The organism is Pauljensenia sp. UMB6358 (assembly GCF_030216865.1).
Classification (GTDB): Bacteria; Actinomycetota; Actinomycetes; order Actinomycetales; family Actinomycetaceae; genus Pauljensenia; species Pauljensenia turicensis_A.
Genome location: NZ_JASOMS010000008.1, coordinates 63479 through 80629, shown reverse-complemented (window position 1 = coordinate 80629; position 17151 = coordinate 63479). Strand labels below are relative to the sequence as shown.

12 protein-coding genes are annotated in these 17151 nt (G+C 59.0%); 5 read left to right on the top strand and 7 right to left on the bottom strand.

The genetic code is table 11. From position 1 onward, the window contains the following. Positions 1-394: 394 nt before the first annotated feature. The 3 genes from QP381_RS06925 to QP381_RS06915 are packed head-to-tail and all read right to left on the bottom strand — an operon-like array spanning position 395 to position 4028. The gene (locus QP381_RS06925; RefSeq protein ID WP_285068165.1) at positions 395-3091 is read right to left on the bottom strand and encodes a DEAD/DEAH box helicase; all 2697 of its coding nucleotides are present in this window, start codon (positions 3089-3091) and stop codon (positions 395-397) included. Continuing rightward, positions 3088-3567, bottom strand: coding sequence for a YbjN domain-containing protein (locus QP381_RS06920; protein ID WP_006680427.1), 480 nt, complete (start codon positions 3565-3567; stop codon positions 3088-3090). The genes QP381_RS06925 and QP381_RS06920 overlap by 4 nt, the downstream gene beginning before the upstream one ends. Continuing rightward, positions 3567-4028, bottom strand: a complete 462-nt coding sequence (locus tag QP381_RS06915) for a YbjN domain-containing protein (RefSeq protein WP_179370019.1) — start codon at positions 4026-4028, stop codon at positions 3567-3569. Before QP381_RS06915 ends, QP381_RS06920 begins: the two co-directional genes overlap by 1 nt. 305 nt (positions 4029-4333) lie before the next feature. Between QP381_RS06915 and QP381_RS06910 the strand changes: the two genes are divergently transcribed. From QP381_RS06910 to QP381_RS06895, 4 genes are all read left to right on the top strand, one after another. Further along, positions 4334-5323 carry a phosphatase PAP2 family protein gene (locus tag QP381_RS06910; RefSeq protein WP_101628725.1) on the top strand — a complete coding sequence of 330 codons (990 nt, stop codon included), beginning with the start codon at positions 4334-4336 and terminating at the stop codon, positions 5321-5323. 279 nt (positions 5324-5602) lie between these two features. Beyond that, positions 5603-7522 (top strand): ribonucleoside triphosphate reductase, encoded by a 1920-nt coding sequence (locus QP381_RS06905; RefSeq protein WP_006680424.1) that lies wholly within the window; start codon positions 5603-5605, stop codon positions 7520-7522. Further along, on the top strand, positions 7519-8361 hold the full coding sequence (locus QP381_RS06900; RefSeq protein ID WP_006680423.1) for an anaerobic ribonucleoside-triphosphate reductase activating protein: 843 nt from the start codon (positions 7519-7521) through the stop codon (positions 8359-8361). The genes QP381_RS06905 and QP381_RS06900 overlap by 4 nt, the downstream gene beginning before the upstream one ends. 165 nt (positions 8362-8526) lie before the next feature. After that, positions 8527-9669, top strand: coding sequence for a variant leucine-rich repeat-containing protein (locus QP381_RS06895; RefSeq protein WP_285068161.1), 1143 nt, complete (start codon positions 8527-8529; stop codon positions 9667-9669). Positions 9670-9880: 211 nt separating this feature from the next. On the opposite strand, the gene QP381_RS06890 is transcribed toward QP381_RS06895, so the two are convergent. Next, positions 9881-11026: an acyl-CoA dehydrogenase family protein gene (locus QP381_RS06890; RefSeq protein WP_179370018.1), complete on the bottom strand. Its 1146-nt coding sequence runs from the start codon at positions 11024-11026 to the stop codon at positions 9881-9883. A 146-nt stretch (positions 11027-11172) separates the two neighbouring features. Here QP381_RS06890 and QP381_RS06885 point away from each other — a divergent pair, with 146 nt between their 5' ends. Further along, entirely contained in the window at positions 11173-11889 is a 717-nt protein-coding gene (locus QP381_RS06885) for a LytR C-terminal domain-containing protein (protein ID WP_006680420.1), read from the top strand. A gap of 164 nt (positions 11890-12053) precedes the next feature. Here the strand turns inward: QP381_RS06885 and QP381_RS06880 are convergent, their stop codons facing one another. The 3 genes from QP381_RS06880 to pgm form a co-directional block, all read right to left on the bottom strand. Beyond that, complete coding sequence (locus QP381_RS06880) at positions 12054-13346, bottom strand: App1 family protein (RefSeq protein WP_179370017.1); 1293 nt, start codon at positions 13344-13346, stop codon at positions 12054-12056. Between the two features lie 14 nt (positions 13347-13360). Then, positions 13361-14671, bottom strand: coding sequence for an MFS transporter (locus QP381_RS06875; protein ID WP_179370016.1), 1311 nt, complete (start codon positions 14669-14671; stop codon positions 13361-13363). A 627-nt stretch (positions 14672-15298) separates the two neighbouring features. Continuing rightward, the gene (pgm, locus tag QP381_RS06870; protein WP_285068159.1) at positions 15299-16969 is read right to left on the bottom strand and encodes a phosphoglucomutase (alpha-D-glucose-1,6-bisphosphate-dependent); all 1671 of its coding nucleotides are present in this window, start codon (positions 16967-16969) and stop codon (positions 15299-15301) included. Between the last annotated feature and the right edge of the window lie 182 nt (positions 16970-17151).

Here is a 17151-nt window from a genome sequence, read left to right as displayed (position 1 = left end):
CAACACCAGCCCATACACCAACCCCTGGGACTAAACGAACCAGGACCCCAAATGCCACACATTTTGTCGTATAACCCGATGGTTTTGGTTGCTCCTTCAATTCATAGCCTTCAACCCACAGCATTTTCATAGGGAGATTCGGTGGTCTTCTCAGGTTGGGTGTCTACATTAATAGTCATCACAAAGGAATACGGCGAACGAACCACAAGGGTTCGTCACCGCTGACGGAATTGTTGAGGAGACGCTATCGGGAGACTCTTTTCTGTGTTGATGGGATGCTTCAAAGGGCCAAGCCGCAAGGTTTGGCCCTTTGAAGCATCTACGCCACCATCACGTGGCGTATTGCCAGGATCAGGCCACACTCTCGAAGAGCCCAGTTGCACAAAGAAAAGCTTCAGGCTCCCGGCGCACGCTCGGCAAGGAACCGCGTCAGAACAATGGCGCCAGCCTTCGATAGTGGCTCATTCCCATTCCCGCACTTCGGACTTTGAACGCACCTCGGGCACCCGTCCTCGCAGTCGCAGGATTCCAGGGTTGAAAGCACCATCCGCATCCACTCACCTGCGTTCTCAAATCCAGCGGAAGCATACCCAGCTCCACCACGGAACGCATCGTGTACAAACACAGTCGGTAGCCCCGTGTCATCATGTTCCGCGGTTGACAGGCCACCCAAATCCCAGCGATCACACGTAGCCAAAAGGGGCAGGAGCCCAATCGACGTATGTTCGGCTGCGTGCAACGTTCCAGACAGATCCTCGTTCCCGATTCCTAATCCGCGCAACTGCACCTGAGCGGCCGGCGACAATTCGTACCAGACCGCCTTCGTTGGCAGAGTATGCGTTGGCAGGTGGAGCTCGATGTTGCGAATGAACTCAAGCCTCGGCAGGCGCAACAGGTCGTAGTCGGTCACGCGCGTCGACACATCCACACTGCCAAACGACCAGGTCACAAGCCCATCGTCGGATGTCCACGTGTCGTCAATCGACGTGATCGACACGGACACATGTTGCTTGGCGCGCGTACGCAGGGGAGTGCGGACCTCTTCGACGAGCGCAATCCGTTGCTTCTCCTCAGGGGTCGGTGGCGCGATGTAAGAGATAGGTCGAGGCCGAGCGGACGAGGTGCCGGCGTCGGGTTGGCCCCCAAAAGAATCGCTGGCCGGCTGTGCGAGCGTGCCCGCACTCCGCTCCCGTGGCACGCCCCCGCCACTTCGCGCTTCCTTAGCAGGCGCGGCGCTCATCATCGGTGAATACTCCACGATGTGGTACGTCCGCCCCTGATGCACGTAAATCGCGTCGGCAAAAAGGTGTGCATCCGCGGATCCAGCGTCCATCGTGCCGATCACCGCGCCCGTGCGTGCGTCGACAATTTGCACGTCTCCCGACCCGCCTCGCAGGTCAGTCAGGTCGGCGGCCCTCTCTTGACGGGTGGCGTCCCAGTACCAGCCGGCTGGTCGCTCGCGAAGGTAGCCCTCGTCGGCAAGCTGGCGTGCAAGACGTGGGAACGAGGCCCCAAACAGCGCCAGATCTTCACCATCAGTGCGCTCAAGCGACAGTGGGATTTCCGAGGCCGCCGCACACAAATGAGGCGCCAACACCCACGGGTTGGTGGCATCAATGACGTTTGCTTCTACGGGGGCAAAAATCTGATCCGGGTGGTGAACAAGGTATTCATCCATCGGGTTATCGGACGCAACCAGAACAGAAACGCCCCCTGCCCCTGCGCGTCCGGCGCGACCAATCTGCTGCCAGAGCGACGCGCGAGTCCCCGGCCAGCCTGCAGTCACCGTCGCGTTCAAACCGGAGATATCGAGCCCCAGCTCCAGAGCAGATGTGGTGGCAACCGCACGCAATCGCCCGCTTCGCAACGCTGATTCCAAGGCGCGACGTTCCTCGGGTAAGAAGCCACCGCGGTACGCGGCAACACGCCCGGCCAGAGGCGAACCACGGGATGAGAGTTGATCGCGAACCTGCGCCGCAACCGACTCAGCACCCGCACGTGAACGAACAAATGTCAGAAGATTCGCGCCTTTTTCGATCATTGCGGCAGTCAGGGACGCGGCCTCGGTCTGTGCAGAAACGCGACGCATCGGCGCTTCCACAACGGTCTCTTCCCCTGCGACCGCTTTCAAGAATGCACTCATATCCATTTCGGCCTCATCGGGGACGAGGCGCCCCTGCCAGAGGAACAACTGGTGGTCTGAAGCGGGCGAACCGTCGTTGGTCACGCCGATGCACGGGCGGGAGGTCATAGCCTCGCCGACGGCCTCGGGATCGCGGATTGTCGCCGACAGCATGATCATGATCGGATCAGCACCCAGACGGTGCGCGATGCGCAGCAGACGGCGGATGACCAGCGAAATGTGAGCGCCGACGACGCCACGCCAATGGTGGAGTTCGTCAATGACGATGTACTTCAAGGAAGCCAGGAATCGCGTCCAGCGTTCGTGGCCGGGGAGCATCACGTAGTGCAGATAGTCCGGGTTCGTCGCAATAATGTCGGCGTTGGCTCGCGCCCAATCCTTTGTTTCCCTCGGAGTATCACCGTCTGCGGTCACCGCGTGAACCTGACGCAGAGCAGAATCAGAGGGTGCAGCTGACAGTAACGCACACAGGTGTGCCATCTGGTCGGCGGCCAGCGCCTTCGTCGGCGAAATATACAGGCAGGTCGGGCGACGACGAATCTGCGAAATACGCCCGGAGTCTTCGGCGTTCACCAGGTCAGAGAGGATCGGGGTCCATGCTGGCGCAGACTTACCAGACCCCGTGCCCGTCGCGAGGACAACATCATTGCCCGATGCAATGGCATCCAGCGCCTCAACCTGATGAGACCACGGGCGAAGAGCACCTCGTGCTTTCCATGCTTCTACAACGTCGAGTGCAACCCAGGTGGGCCACTCAGCGGTGCGCTCGGCCCGTCCTTCGATGACGTGCATATCGATCAGACGATCATCGCCCGCACCGATATCCATCAGCAGACGCGCAAGATCGCCGGCATTCGGGGACGGAATTGGGGCGAAGGAGGCGTCGGCGCGCGCAGGTGTTTCACCGTCGGATTGACCGGCTATACCCGACGCGGGAACCTCGTTCACTTGCGCGGGTCAGTCCAACCGAGAGTCTGCTCGGCTGCCTGCTTCATGTATTCGATCGCCTTCAGACCCGTCGAAATGCCTGCGTCAATGTTTTCGGACAGCTGGTCGTTCGAGATCCCGGCGATCGCGTCGATGCTGAAATCAGCGCACACCTGCAGGTTTCCATCTTCGTCCGGCATTGAGTAGACGGTCGGGAAGTACATTTCGCGGTTCCACGAATCTGCGGCGGCAAAAACTTGCTGGGTTGACGACGCAAGCGGAATGTCGGCTGCCCACATCGCGCGGATCGTGATGAAACGGTTCGACGTATCCAGCATGATGAGGAATGGCGTCGTATCGAACATGGCGCCGGCAACACGGCCTTCGCTGACCTGCTCCACCTGAAAGTTCTTATCCGAGAACGCCTTGAGCAGACGGTCGAAAGTAATCGGGTAGGGAGTCTGATCATCGTTCGGGACGGCAAAGGGAGCACTCATCAGTTGTCCTCCTGAATATCAAGCTCGTCAGACCACGTGACGAATTCTGGAAGTGCTGCTTCCAAGTCGGTAATAAACGTCAGGATCATCGACATCGACGACTCCCAGAACGCATCCAGCTGAGCCTTCGTGAACCCCTGCGACGCGACCACATTGCACTCGGCAATCAGGCCGAACTTCCCGGCGTCTTCGAGCGGAGCAAGGTACGCCTTGGGCAGGATGCGCGACGAGTTGCACGCCGAAACCTCGTTGACCAGTGCGGTGAACTGAGCGTCGTCGGTGGCAATTCCTCGCCACTGAGCACGCAACTGTAATACCTGCGGGTTCGACATATTCCAGAAGAAAACGGCGTTGCGCGTCGGGATCGCGAGTTCGGCCTCGCCGTATTCTCCGAACGAAACATCGCGATCGGAAAGCAACTGCCGAATCCGCTCGGTGCTGACGGGCGTCGTCGTGGACATCCAGATTCTCCTGAAGATGAAGGAACGAGGCCGTCCACCACCACGGATCGTGATTCGGCGAACGACGTTCGAAAGAGTTGGTTTACTCTATCGAAGTATGCGTACGCCGGCGCGTTCAAGCGCGCTTGTTCACGCCTGACCCGCTCTGTTCAGCGGATATGGGCGGGTTATCGATAAGGTATGTGCGTACCGTTTACTTGTATAGACCACGAAAATGGTGCGGACAGTCCCAGAGTCCTGCTTCGACACTTTCACCAGATGAAGCGGACAGTTCAAGGCAACAGGCACGAAGAGGTGACACGCGTATGCAACGCCCAAACGTTCCCCAAGCGCGCCAGCCTCAACCATCGCGCCTCAATCGACCACGAGGCACGCAAGCAGGCGCGGCCTCGTCCCCAACTAGCCAGGCACCTGCCCGCGGGACGTCAACGGGCCACTGGTATGCGCGCCGGCTTCGTCGAAGGATCGTTTCGGCGATCGCATGTGTGATCGGCGCAGTTGTTATCAGCTATGTCGCCGTCACGACGCCCGCTGGGCAGGCTCTGGACACCCTGTTCATGGAAGCCGCGATCCGCTGGAGTGACAGCGCAGGCAACCTGACGCATCTGATCACATCCATTGCATCTGTTCCCGTGATGATCATCGTCGGCGCAATCGTGTTTGTTGTGGCAGTGATCCGTCGTCGCCCAACATTGGCGGGTCGAGCAATGTTTGTCGTGATCGGGGCTAACGCAACAACTCAGATCGCAAAATACCTGCTGGATCGGCCAAACCTCGGCGTGACAACAGACGTTGCAAACTCCCTGCCATCTGGGCATACAACAGTTGCCATGGCGATCGCGCTTGCTCTGGTCATGGTTGCGCCACCGTGGCTTCGCGCACCTTCAGCGTGGGTTGGCTGGGTGTGGACTGCCCTGATGGGGATATCGGTGATGATCTCAGCGTGGCACCGGATCGCGGACGTCGTTGTCGCGTTCCTGATTTGTGGCGCCTGGGCGCTGGCATTGGCGCCGATTGAACACCGCACACGACATATCGGCGGGATGCGCACGTACGTCGCAATGGCCTTGGTGATTGGCTTTATCGTTGCCTCGATCTTGACAGTTGTGGCGCTTGCGGGCGTAGACGTGTCAGCGGTCGCAAACCCCGGACCGTCCGGATACGGCTTCGCCGAGTTCCTTGAAGAATCTCCCAGTCGCGCGCGCATTCTGGCTATCGCGGGCACACTGTGGGTTGTTGTGATTTCCGGCTGGGTCATTGATGAGGTCGATTCACTCAGTGGGAACGAACGCTAATTCTTGTTATCCGGCGCGTGCCTAGAGTCGACACTCGCCCGCCTTCAAAACGACGATCGGGACGTTGGTCCCGTTTTTGCGTTGGTGTGTGTCGTGATCGAAAGATACTAGGGCGTGTTGCGTCAAAGAGACTCGATTTCACTTGAGCAACTACATATAGTGGTGAGCGTTTCGCGCAAGCACTAGATGTAGTGTTTGCGTTCGTGTCTGACCGTTGGGAACGCACCGTTTCCACTGGTCAGAGCTTTTCCTCAACGAAGAATCGCCAAAGGTCAACCAATGAACGCCCCTGAAAAAGCCTCGCCATCCACACTATCCCCGCTCGCGGAAAACACCAGCACCCAATTGCGCTATGACGTTGATGCGCTGGGAACTGTCGACGAATACCTCGACCGTTCTGACTGGCGAGTCAACGCAAACGCGAACCAGGGATACTCGCTCGGTGGCCTGATCCTGAATTCAGCCGGCAAGATCATTGCGAACTACTGGCTCGAACAGGTCTACACCCGTGAAATTGGCGAAGCGCACCGCCGGGGTGACTACCATATCCACGACCTCGACATGTTCGCCGGCTACTGCGCAGGCTGGTCGCTGAAACGCCTGATCCAGGAAGGGTTCAACGGTGTGGGTGGCGCGATTGCTTCCGGACCACCCGCACACTTCTCTTCCGCATGTGGTCAGATTGTGAACTTCCTTGGCACCCTGCAGAATGAATGGGCCGGCGCCCAAGCGTTCTCCTCGTTCGACACCTACATGGCGCCCTTCGTCCGCCTGGACAACATGGAGTACGACGAGATCGTCCAGTGCATGCAAGAACTGATCTACAACCTCAACGTTCCGTCGCGCTGGGGTAGCCAGTGCCCGTTCACGAACCTCACCTTCGACTGGACGTGCCCGGATGACCTGGCAGAGGAATACCCGCTGATCGCCGACGAGGTCTGCGATTTCACCTACGGCGAGCTCCAGCATGAAATGGACCTCATCAACCAGGCCTTCATCGAGGTCATGACCGGTGGTGACGCCGACGGTCGCGTCTTCACCTTCCCGATCCCGACCTACAACATCACCCCGGATTTCGATTGGGATACGCCGAACACGGATCGCCTGTTCGAAATGACGGCGAAGTACGGCCTGCCCTACTTCCAGAACTTCATCAACTCCGACCTTGACCCGCACATGATCCGCTCGATGTGCTGCCGCCTGCAGCTTGACCTGCGAGAACTGCTCAAGCGCGGCAACGGTCTGTTTGGCTCGGCAGAATTGACGGGGTCAATCGGCGTGGTGACGATCAACATGGCGCGTCTCGGTTACCGTTTCGCCGATGATGAAGCAGCCCTCATCGCTGAACTTGATCACCTCATTGACCTTGCCTCACAGTCCCTTGAATTGAAGCGTGAAACGATCCAGTTCCACATGGATCGCGGTCTGTTCCCGTACTCTCGTCGCTACCTGGGAAGCCTGGACAACCACTTCTCAACGGTCGGTGTGAACGGCATGAACGAGATGGTCCGAAACTTCAGTCACGATGATTACGATCTGACCGATGAGCGCGGCTTCGACATGTGCGTCCGCATCCTCGACCATATTCGTGATCGTATGGTGGAGCTTCAGGAAGCCACAGGCCACCTCTACAACCTCGAAGCGACGCCGGCTGAAGGTACGACCTACCGTTTCGCGAAGGAAGATGGCAAGCGCTACCCGGGCATCCTGCAGGCGGGAACCGCGACCGAGCCGTACTACACGAACTCGTCCCAGCTTCCCGTTTCCTACACGGACGACCCCTTCCAGGCTTTGGAGGATCAGGAAGTCCTGCAGTCGAAGTACACGGGTGGCACGGTTCTGCACCTGTACATGGGTGAGCGCATTTCGTCCGGCGCAGCGTGCAAGGAATTGGTTCGCCGTTCCCTGACTGCGTTCAAGGTCCCGTACATCACGATCACGCCGACCTTCTCCATTTGCCCTGTTCACGGCTACTTGGCTGGCGAGCATGAGACGTGCGAAAAGTGCGCCGCCGCCCACCCGGATCGCGAGCCCCAGCAGTGCGAGGTCTGGACCCGCGTCATGGGCTACTTCCGCCCAGTCCAGTCCTTCAATATCGGCAAGAAGGGCGAATACGCTGAGCGCACAATGTTCAGCGAGGATGCCGCTTCCCACCACGGCGAATTGGTGTCTGCGTTCCCGCCGGTTGGCGAGCGGTGAACACTGGTCAAATCGGTCTGACGCTCGCTTCCGGGCCTCGTGAATTTACCCCCGACGACCTGCAAATCGCGGGACTTGTCCCCATGTCGACGGTGGACTGGCCGGGAAAGTTCGTCGCGTCCGTCTTCTGCCAGGGGTGCCCGTGGGAGTGCGCGTACTGTCAGAATTGTGCGATCCTCGACCCGAGAATCCCGGGCGTCGTCGCGTGGGATGCTTTGGAACGCCTACTCGCGCGACGGCACGACCTACTTGACGGCGTCGTCTTCTCTGGCGGGGAAGCGACACGTCAGTTGGCGCTCATCCCCGCAATGAGACGTGTTCGAGACCTCGGATTTGCCGTCGGACTGCACACCGCGGGTGCTTATCCCGCGCGCCTTCGCACCCTCCTCGAAGAAGGGCTCGTCGACTGGGTCGGCCTGGACATCAAGGCACTCCCTGAGAACTACCCATCCGTCGTCGCCCGCCCCGGCAGCGGAGAAAAAGCGTGGGAAGCCCTCGACATCCTGCTCGACTACGCCGATGAAGCGCACCGCGGTGCGCACGCCAGCCGAGTCATGGGGGACGAGGCCGGGACCCGCGCGCACATTACGCCTGTCGTTGCCGGAATTGATTACGAGGTCCGACTGACCGTCTACCCCGGAGGGCCGGGGGATGGACTGGATGTCGCTCTCGCGCTCAAAGAGCGCGGGGTAGCCTCGTTCGCGCTCCAGCAGGCTCGCGCCCAAGGAACCCCCGATGCCTTCATCGCCGAACAAGCGGGATGGGATGAGCAAGTACTGGCGCTCGCAGATGCGTGCGAGGCGCTCGGCTTTGAAACCTTCACGCGCCGGCTTGCTTGAATGCCCTAGCTGTCGGTGACGTACCTTCATAGAGCGGGCATGAGGTGAATGCAGATCGTTTCACGCGCGCGAACACCGCGATTTGCCCATGGTGAACGCTAGAGTGAATAGCACAAGCTCAATGGTCGCAAGACAACTCGTGTGCCAAAGATATGAAGGAATGCCATGGCTACGTCTGAAAATGCTCCCGATGCGGTACTCGCTGTCGCGGACCCCAACACCAGCGCAGATGATCTTCGTCTGATTGCTGCGGTGCGTCCAGACTTGCATACGGCAATCGCAGCCCACCCGAATGCCTACGCTGGCCTGCTTGACTGGATGGAGTCACTTGGCAATCCAGAGGTTGTCGCTGCAGTCGCACAGCGTCGTGCATTCGATGCGGGGGCTGTGCCAGCTAGCGCACCTACGGCTCAGTCGGCCGATGCCTCAACCCCAACGTTCGTTGATGCGATTGAACAGCCGGACACTCAGGTACAAGAGCCGGCGCAGGACGTTACCCTTGAGTCTACTCAGGTCGAAGAAGAGCCAGAAACCACGGTTGACCAAGTCACCATGCCCAGCCAGGGGCAGATGCCCGTTGGCTACATGCCCGCAGGTACAATCCCGCAACAGGGATACCAACAGCCCATGAACTACCAGGGACAATACCCCGTTCAGGGCGTGTCGATGCAGCCTGCAAAGAACTCCACGAACAAAACACTGGTGATCATTCTGGCCGTCCTAGCGGTGATCGCGATCGTTCTTGCTATTGGCGCTGTTGGAGCATTCGCCGGTTGGTTTGATTCAGGTTCGTCGAGCGACACGTCCGCTGATTCAATGACGCAGTCGGCTCAGGCACATACGCAGGCGCAAACTCCCGCGCAACCGCAGTCGGCGAAGCCAGAGGTAAAAGAAAAGTATCCGGCGCCGTCAAGCGCCATGGTTGCTGATACGTTCTCAGCTCCGTCCGGTAATATCATCTGCACTCTTGGCGGAGACATGGTTTCCTGCCAGATCAATGAAACCCACTGGACTGGCGCGGCCGGGTATGAGGTGTGTGGTGACAACCGAGGCGCACTCTTCACCGTCGACTCCAAGAACACGAATTATTCCTGCTCCAACATTGACCCGCCGATGAACGGCAAATACATCAGCTCCCTCGCGTACGGCTCGTACGTGAAGAACGGAAATGTCGCCTGCATCTCAACTCAAGACGGTATCTCCTGTTGGAACACGATTTCCGGCAATTCCTTCGCTGTTGCTCGCGAAGGCTGGATGTTCGATACCAAGGGTGAAATCTTGCCGTCCCAGTTCATCTGGAACCAATGAGCTCCACGTCTGAACGCCACAACTAGGGAACACGAGAGTAAGGGAACATGCGAGCGCCTCATAGGCTCGCGCCCCTGAAACGCACCGGCGCCCCTCACACACTGTCGTGGTGTGAGGGGCGCCGGCCTCGTCAATTGGGGAAAACTACGAACTGGACTATCTGCGCCGACTGGGTGATCCCGTAGCCTTCCCGCTTGCGTCGGTGTGAGCCTTACTTTTCGATCGGGCCAAGGACCACGTTCGCCCACGCGCCGTGCAACGATTCTTGATCCGACGGCTGGAAGAGACCAGCGAGAGCATCGCGGTAGAGGCGAGACAGCTCGTGACGGTTGTAGTAGGACGAGCCACCGCACGCGCGAATTGCCTGCTCAACTGCGCGAAGAGTGGCCTCGGCGGAAGCATTCTTTGCCGCCGACAACTGTGGCATCCAGATCGGACCACGGTCAACACCGGCATCAATGTCGCGAGCAAGCTCGCGGATCTGCGGGCCAACCGCGTTCATTGCCAGCGCGGCCTCGGCGATACGCCAACGAATATCCGGATCGTTCGAGTACACCGTCTGGTTCTTCACCGACTTGCGAGTCTTCACGTGCTCGGCAGCGACCTCAACCGCACGCTCGCCCACGCCCTGGTAGGTGGCGCCCAGCAGAATTTCGAAGTTCGAGAAGATACCGAAAACAACCGGATCCTTTGACGGGCCGGGCTCGCAACGAGTCAGAATACGATCGGCGGGCACGTGAGCGCCTTCGAGGATCGTCGTATTCGACTGGGTTGCGCGCATGCCAAGCGTGTCCCAATCATCCTTGATCGTGAAACCGCCATCTTCGCGGTGCATGATGCCGAACACCGAGTGCGGGCCGTCCTCGCCCGAATCATCGCGACCGAAGGTCAGCAGGCGCGTCCACACGGGAGCAAGAGACGTGAAGACCTTCGTGCCCTCGAATGAGTAGCCACCCTCGCCATCCGGCGTCGCCTTCGTGATCGAACCGAAAAGAACCAAGTCGTTGCCCGGCTCGGAAATGCCGAAACCGAAAAGCTCACCGGCAACCGCGTCGCGCAGGATCACTTCGCCGCGATCGTTTCCGTTGCGCACCAGGTGACGGCCGAGGCCCACGATGATCTGGTGCATATTGATGCCAAGCGCCGTGCCCGGAGCTGCCTTCGCAAGTCGCGTCTGCTCCGCTGCAATTTCAACGAGGCTCAGGCCAGCGCCACCGTATTCCTTCGGAACAAAAGCGGCCAGGTAACCAGCTTCGCGCAGATCTGCCAGATCGTCTGTCGGGAACGTGTTCTCTTGATCGTGAACGGTAGCGCGCTCGTGAATACGAGCAAGCAGGTCATCAGAGAGGAAACCCATCGTGGTCCTTTCACAAAGTTAGCTTTCCCTAACACGCTACTCTTTCTGGGCAAAAATGCACTTCGGCTTTCAAAAGCGGACGTACGACAGACCATAGTTGTGTTGCGAACCTGCCGAATCGGCCACTTTTCGAGTAGGTTAAAGACGTGAGTCAACCGCATCCCGCACTTAGCCCTCGTCAGCGCTTCCTTCAAGAACGCCAGCGTCGCCAAAACATGACGTTCGCTGTGACGATCGTCATCATGCTCGTTCTTGCATTGCTCAGTGCGCTGATTCTGACGGGAATTGTTTCAGCTCCCTTTGGCAACTCCTTCTCGAAAGCAGAAAAGTTCGCCACCAGCGGTAAAGTACCGTGCCCACCGGAAAAAGCACTCCCGGTTGACCCCGCATCGGTGAAAGTTCAAGTTCTAAACACCACGTCGCGTCAAGGCATCGCCTCTGACGCAACAGAAATGTTGACCGCAGCAGGCTTCGCCCCCGCTGAACCGGGTAACTACTCCACCGAATACGCTGGAACTGTTGAAATTGATACCGGCATCGCTGGCGTTGTTGACGCATACACGGTCGCGCGATTCTTCCCGAACTCGAAGGTCGTCCTGACCGACGCAACCGACAAATCTGTCACCGTTCTGCTGGGCACGTTCTATGACGGCGCATTGAGCGCTGATGAAATCCAGCAAATCCTCAAGTCCACCGATGCTCTTACAGCTCCTGCCCAGTGCCTGCCCCTGTCTGATGATGACCTTGAGCTGATCGCAAACGGTGGGCAGCTCGGCGCACAGTCGGGCCAGTCCGGGCAATCGGGCGAAACCCCTGAGTCCGGCGCGCCTGAAGAAGCTGCGACGGAAGAATCTGCTTCCTGACTGCTAGGTCGGTTCGACCTGGTATTCCTAGCGCCTAGGCATACCTGTTCTTGTGCTAAAACGCGTGCTATCCACGCGTTTATCCGGGTAATATCCAGTTTCCTATCGCGCCCAGAGTAGGTATTCAAGCTGAAGATGTAGGCGCGGCCTCGTACCCCAGCACCCTAGAACACGGAACGGAAATGTTCCCTCAACGCGTCCCCGTCTGAGCCGAACCACACCGGAATCGAACTCGGCACTGTGCGTAACGCATCCGGATACAGGCATTCGAAAGTACCGTGCGACATAAACTGCTCAATCTCCGACAATGAGCGGATCGCAATCCCCGCAACATTCTCAGGGTGCTCACGCGCGAACTCAGCGTAAATCTCCGGATCGCGCTGCCCATCATCGCCAACCAAATACCACTTCATCGACGGGAACATCCGAGCAAGCCTTCGCAACTCGCGACGCTTATGCTCAAAACCCGAGCGGAACCAACCCGTATTCGACGGCCCAAAATCCGTCATCAAGAACCCGCCACGCGGATAATTCAGGCGATCCAGAAAGTCGCGAAGTGCGGGCACAACATTCCACGCACCCGTCGACAGGTAGATAAGAGGAGCGTGCAACGCCTCGTGCTGGGAGTCGACGCAAGTCTGGGGGATTGTCGATTCAGCCGAAGTTACGGGAGTGTGCTTGTCCTTGGTTTGGGGGTGGGGGGCGTGCGAGTGAGCCGAAGCTTGGCGGTGAGCCGAAGCTTGGCGGTGCGCCATGTCCGCTAAACACGTCAGGAAGCCCGCCATCCCAGGAACAGCCTCTCGCGACGACACACGGTCAACGAAGGAATGCTTCGCGGCAGTGACCAAACGCGGGAGCATCGTCACCATCACCGTGTCATCAATGTCAGACACGACGCCGAACTTCTCGTTATCACCAGCGATGCGCAACGCAACGGAAACGGGCTTCCCTGCGCGGATCCTCTGCGACCCGTGTCCCGTCTGTCCCGACAGGCGGAGGGCATCTTGCGTTGTCAGACTCTCGCCTTCGCCGATGCCTAGGGTATGAAGATCCCCCTCGTGTAGAACCTGCATCCACGCGTCATGCCAGCCCGGCGTCAGACCATGCCCCTCGACGGTCAGGTCAATGTAGCCACCGCGATCAGCGAAAGTAATTCGACGTTGGCAACCAACCGTGACCAAAACAGGCTGACGAGGAACCTGGGCATCAAAGAACTGGCGCCATCCGCGTCGCTCGGCCAGCCACGAACGCTGGTCGGCGGTGCGTTCCATGAGCACGCGCCCCAGGATGCGCGCTCTGCGCGTGGAACCGTGCCCACCGAAGCCGACAATGCCGGGGATGAAGCCCCACTCTTCCAATGCGCGTGCGAGGATACGGGAGCTTGCCTCGCCAACTGACGAGGTCAGTGCGAGCAGAAATGACGGGGTTTCGTCATCGATAAGCGGTTCGGCGAGCATGTATCTCCTGAGGGTCAGCTTCCATTGTGCCCGATTTGTTGCCCGTCCGCGTCCTGCTCCTGCGTTGCATGGCCCGACGCGGAGGGGGTGTTGCTTTCGTCTGGCACGGGTGCCACTTCGGCAGTCGAGGTTGCGCCACTCGTCGCGTTACGCACGATCTTCAGTCCAGCCAGCATGAGCAGCACCATTAGCCAGGCTGCGACCACCATGAACAGATATCCGCCGTACGATCCGCGCGTGTCGATGGCAGGGCCGGCAAGAGCTGACCCGATGGACAAGCCGAGGTTGAGGGAGGTCGACATCCAGGTGAGTCCTTCGGTGAGGGATTCAGAGGGGACGACTCGCGCGACGATCATATTGACGTTCGTCATGGTGGGCGCGCATGCGACGCCTGCGATCAGCATGATGACGGCCATGACGGGGAGTGAGTGTGCCAGAAGGTACATGCTTGACCCGATGGCGAGCGCGAAGACGCCGATCGCGTAGAGCTTCCACATGGGGGCTTGCCAGGTGCGCGAACCGTAGACGAGCGCAGCGAACATTGATCCCAGCGAGAAGAGTGCGAGCAGGACGCCCGACATTGCGGGGTAGCCGAGTGCGTCCGCGAAGTCGACGACGGCAACGTCGTTTGCTCCGAACATCATGCCAGCGCCGACGTAGGTAAGGGCGAGGACAATGACGGCGGGTGTACGGATCACGGATGAACGGCGGTGACCGGTAGGTCGAGGCGAGGGCTCAGGTTCGGTTGCGCGCTGGCTAAAGAATCCGATGCCTCCGATGAGGACAAAGACGACGATCAGGATGATGCCGAGTGCCGGGTGGAAAACGGTGCCCAGGACTGTTGAGAGTACAGGGCCGAGCGTGTAGACGACTTCGTCCATCGCGGATTCGTAGGCGTATGCGGTGGTGAGTTGGCGGGGGCGTTGTACGGTTTTTGCCCAGCGTGAGCGGACGAGCGCGGATGGGGATCCCCAGGTCGCTCCGGCAAGTGCTGCGAAAAGGCAGACGAGGCCGGGATACGCATGAAGCAGTGCGACCACAAGCATGCCGGACACGCTAGCGACAGAAATGATCAGGGACGGCACCATGATTTTTGTTTGGCCGTATTGGTCGACCAGTCGGGACAGTGTGGGTGCGGCCAGAGCTGTCGCGATGATGTTCACGGCGGATACTAGGCCAGCAAGGCTGTAGTTACCGTAGGTTGCCTTGATCAGTAGGATGATGGATATACCGATCATCGACATGGGCAGTCGCAGGATGAGCCCGGAGATCGAGAATTTCCATGCGCTGTTGAGGCGTAGGACTTCCGCGTATGACTTGAACACCTTTGCATTCTATCGATGTGGCGAACTGGTCTCATGGAGGGGTTGCTCACCCCTATTCGGTGACCTCGAAGGTTTCTTGCTGGCCCTTTTCGGCGTAACTCATGGCGTGGTTGACGAAGTTGTCGTGGCCGCTTCGAGGAACCACACGCGGATGTGCTTGCTGACGTGGACCTGCAGTGGGTGAGCCTTGTATTGGAATGCGGTGCCGTTGAAGGTCATGATGTCGGGAGGGACGGTGGCAAGTTTTGGGTTATAGGACAAATTGTGTTGCTGGGGGGGGGTAGTCCCAGACGTTGTTGTATGGGGTGGAGTGGCGTAGTTCGTTTCATGCGATGGCGTCTGCCCATTGTGGGATAACTCCGTCGGTTTGGTGTTTCAGGCTGGCTTGTTTCCAGGCGTTTTCTATGTAGGTGTCGGTAGGCATGGGTGTAAGGATTTGCGTGGCTGGTAGCGGGGGCGAAGCTGTCCCGGCAAGACCGTTTTTAATGGGGCTACTGAGCTGTGCCTTCTTAGCCCATGTGGTGGTGAGTATCCCTGCAGGGACAGATCGGTTTCGCAACACGGGAGGCCGTCAGGATTCTGGTGAATCCCGACGGCCTCGTCAAACGAATGTCTTGCTACTCAGACTTAGCTAAGGGCATCAGACACAACCTTCTTCGCGGCCTCCTGGACCTGGGTAAGATGCTCGGCCCCCTTGAAGGACTCGGCGTAGATCTTGTAGACGTCCTCGGTGCCGGACGGGCGAGCGGCGAACCATGCGGACTCGGTTGTCACCTTCAGGCCACCGATCGCAGCGTCGTTACCCGGGGCGCGCACCAGCTTCGCGGTGATGGCCTCGCCAGCAAGCTCCGTCGCAGTCACGTCGTCAGATGACAGGGCTGCAAGCTTTGCCTTCTCTTCACGGCTCGCGACCGCATCAATACGGGCGTAGGCCGAAGCGCCGAAGCGAGCAACCTGATCATCGTGCAACTGCGACGGTGTCTTACCGGTGACAGCCGTGATTTCGGAAGCCAGCAGAGCAAGGATGATGCCATCCTTATCCGTCGACCAGACCGTGCCATCCTTGCGCAGGAAGGAAGCTCCGGCAGATTCCTCGCCACCAAAAGCGACCGACGCATCAAGCAGACCGGGGACGAAGTACTTGAAGCCAACCGGAACCTCGATCAGCTTTCGGCCGATGGATTCAGCAACGCGGTCAATCAGCGACGATGAAACAAGCGTCTTGCCGATCGCAGCATCCGTCGGCCAGTTCGGGCGGTGCGTGAACAGGTACTCGATCGCAACTGCCAAGTAGTGGTTCGGGTTCATCAGACCGTCGGGGGTGACGATGCCGTGACGGTCCGAGTCAGCATCGTTACCGGTAGCAATGTCATACGGAGTCTTGCCATTAGCGTCCGGCGTCATTACCTGGCGCAGGGAGGCCATTGCGTACGGGGATGAGCAGTCCATGCGGATCTTGCCATCCCAGTCCAGCGTCATCAACGGCCACGCCGGATCAACGGTCGGGTTCACAACCGTCAGGTCCAGGTCGTAACGCTCAGCAATCGCTGCCCAGTAGTCAACCGATGCGCCACCCAGCGGATCGGCACCGATACGAATATTGGCGCGACGAATCGCGTCAATATCAATGACGGTATCCAGCTGGTCGACGTAGTAGGTCAGGTAGTCGAACTTCTCCAGGTGCTCATCGTTGAACAACGAGGTGCCAATGATGCGCGGAACCTTGCGCCAGCCATCTTCGAGGATCTGGTTTGCGCGGTTTGCGATCCAACCGGTGGCGTCCGTATCAGCCGGACCGCCGTGAGGCGGGTTGTACTTGAAACCACCATCGCGCGGCGGATTGTGTGACGGGGTAACAACAATGCCATCAGCCAAGCCCGGGCCGGATGTGCGCAGAGCCTTGGGCGCGCCATTGGCGCCAAGGATGGCAACAGAAACCGCCGGGGTGGGCGTGTAGGAATTACGAGCATCAATCTTCACGCGCACACCGGCGGCAGCCAGAACTTCAAGAGCGGTGCGCCAGGCGGGCTCGCTTAAAGCGTGGGTATCGCGACCGATAAACAGCGGGCCATCAAAACCCTGGGCTGCACGGTACTCAACGATCGCCGCGGTGGTTGCAACGATGTGTGCTTCATTGAAGGTGCCATTCAGGCTCGATCCGCGGTGACCGGACGTACCGAATGAGACGCGCTGTTCGACCTTGGCCGGATTGGGCTCGATGTCGTAGTAAGCGGAAACGACCTCGTCGACGTTAATGAGGTCTTCTGGAAGGGCGATGGTGCCAGCTCTTTCATGCATGGTCACAGTCTGACACTCGCGCGCCGAAATGGGGAGTCATTTTCGACTGGCGAAACAAAATGGGTAGGTGAATAGGTAAGTGGAGCCGGCCTCGTCGATGAATGAAAAGCGAAAAGTGACAGTATTCGTGAACCGAATTCGCAGACGAGTCACCAATACCGCTAGTATATGTAACGCCGGTC

Coding starts and splice junctions, on each gene's coding strand:
- QP381_RS06920 (WP_006680427.1), bottom strand. CDS start 3,567: ATGAGTGCTCCCTTTGCCGTCCCGAACGATGATCAGACTCCCTACCCG.
- QP381_RS06915 (WP_179370019.1), bottom strand. CDS start 4,028: ATGTCCACGACGACGCCCGTCAGCACCGAGCGGATTCGGCAGTTGCTT.
- QP381_RS06910 (WP_101628725.1), top strand. CDS start 4,334: ATGCAACGCCCAAACGTTCCCCAAGCGCGCCAGCCTCAACCATCGCGC.
- QP381_RS06905 (WP_006680424.1), top strand. CDS start 5,603: ATGAACGCCCCTGAAAAAGCCTCGCCATCCACACTATCCCCGCTCGCG.
- QP381_RS06895 (WP_285068161.1), top strand. CDS start 8,527: ATGGCTACGTCTGAAAATGCTCCCGATGCGGTACTCGCTGTCGCGGAC.
- QP381_RS06890 (WP_179370018.1), bottom strand. CDS start 11,026: ATGGGTTTCCTCTCTGATGACCTGCTTGCTCGTATTCACGAGCGCGCT.
- QP381_RS06880 (WP_179370017.1), bottom strand. CDS start 13,346: ATGCTCGCCGAACCGCTTATCGATGACGAAACCCCGTCATTTCTGCTC.
- pgm (WP_285068159.1), bottom strand. CDS start 16,969: ATGCATGAAAGAGCTGGCACCATCGCCCTTCCAGAAGACCTCATTAAC.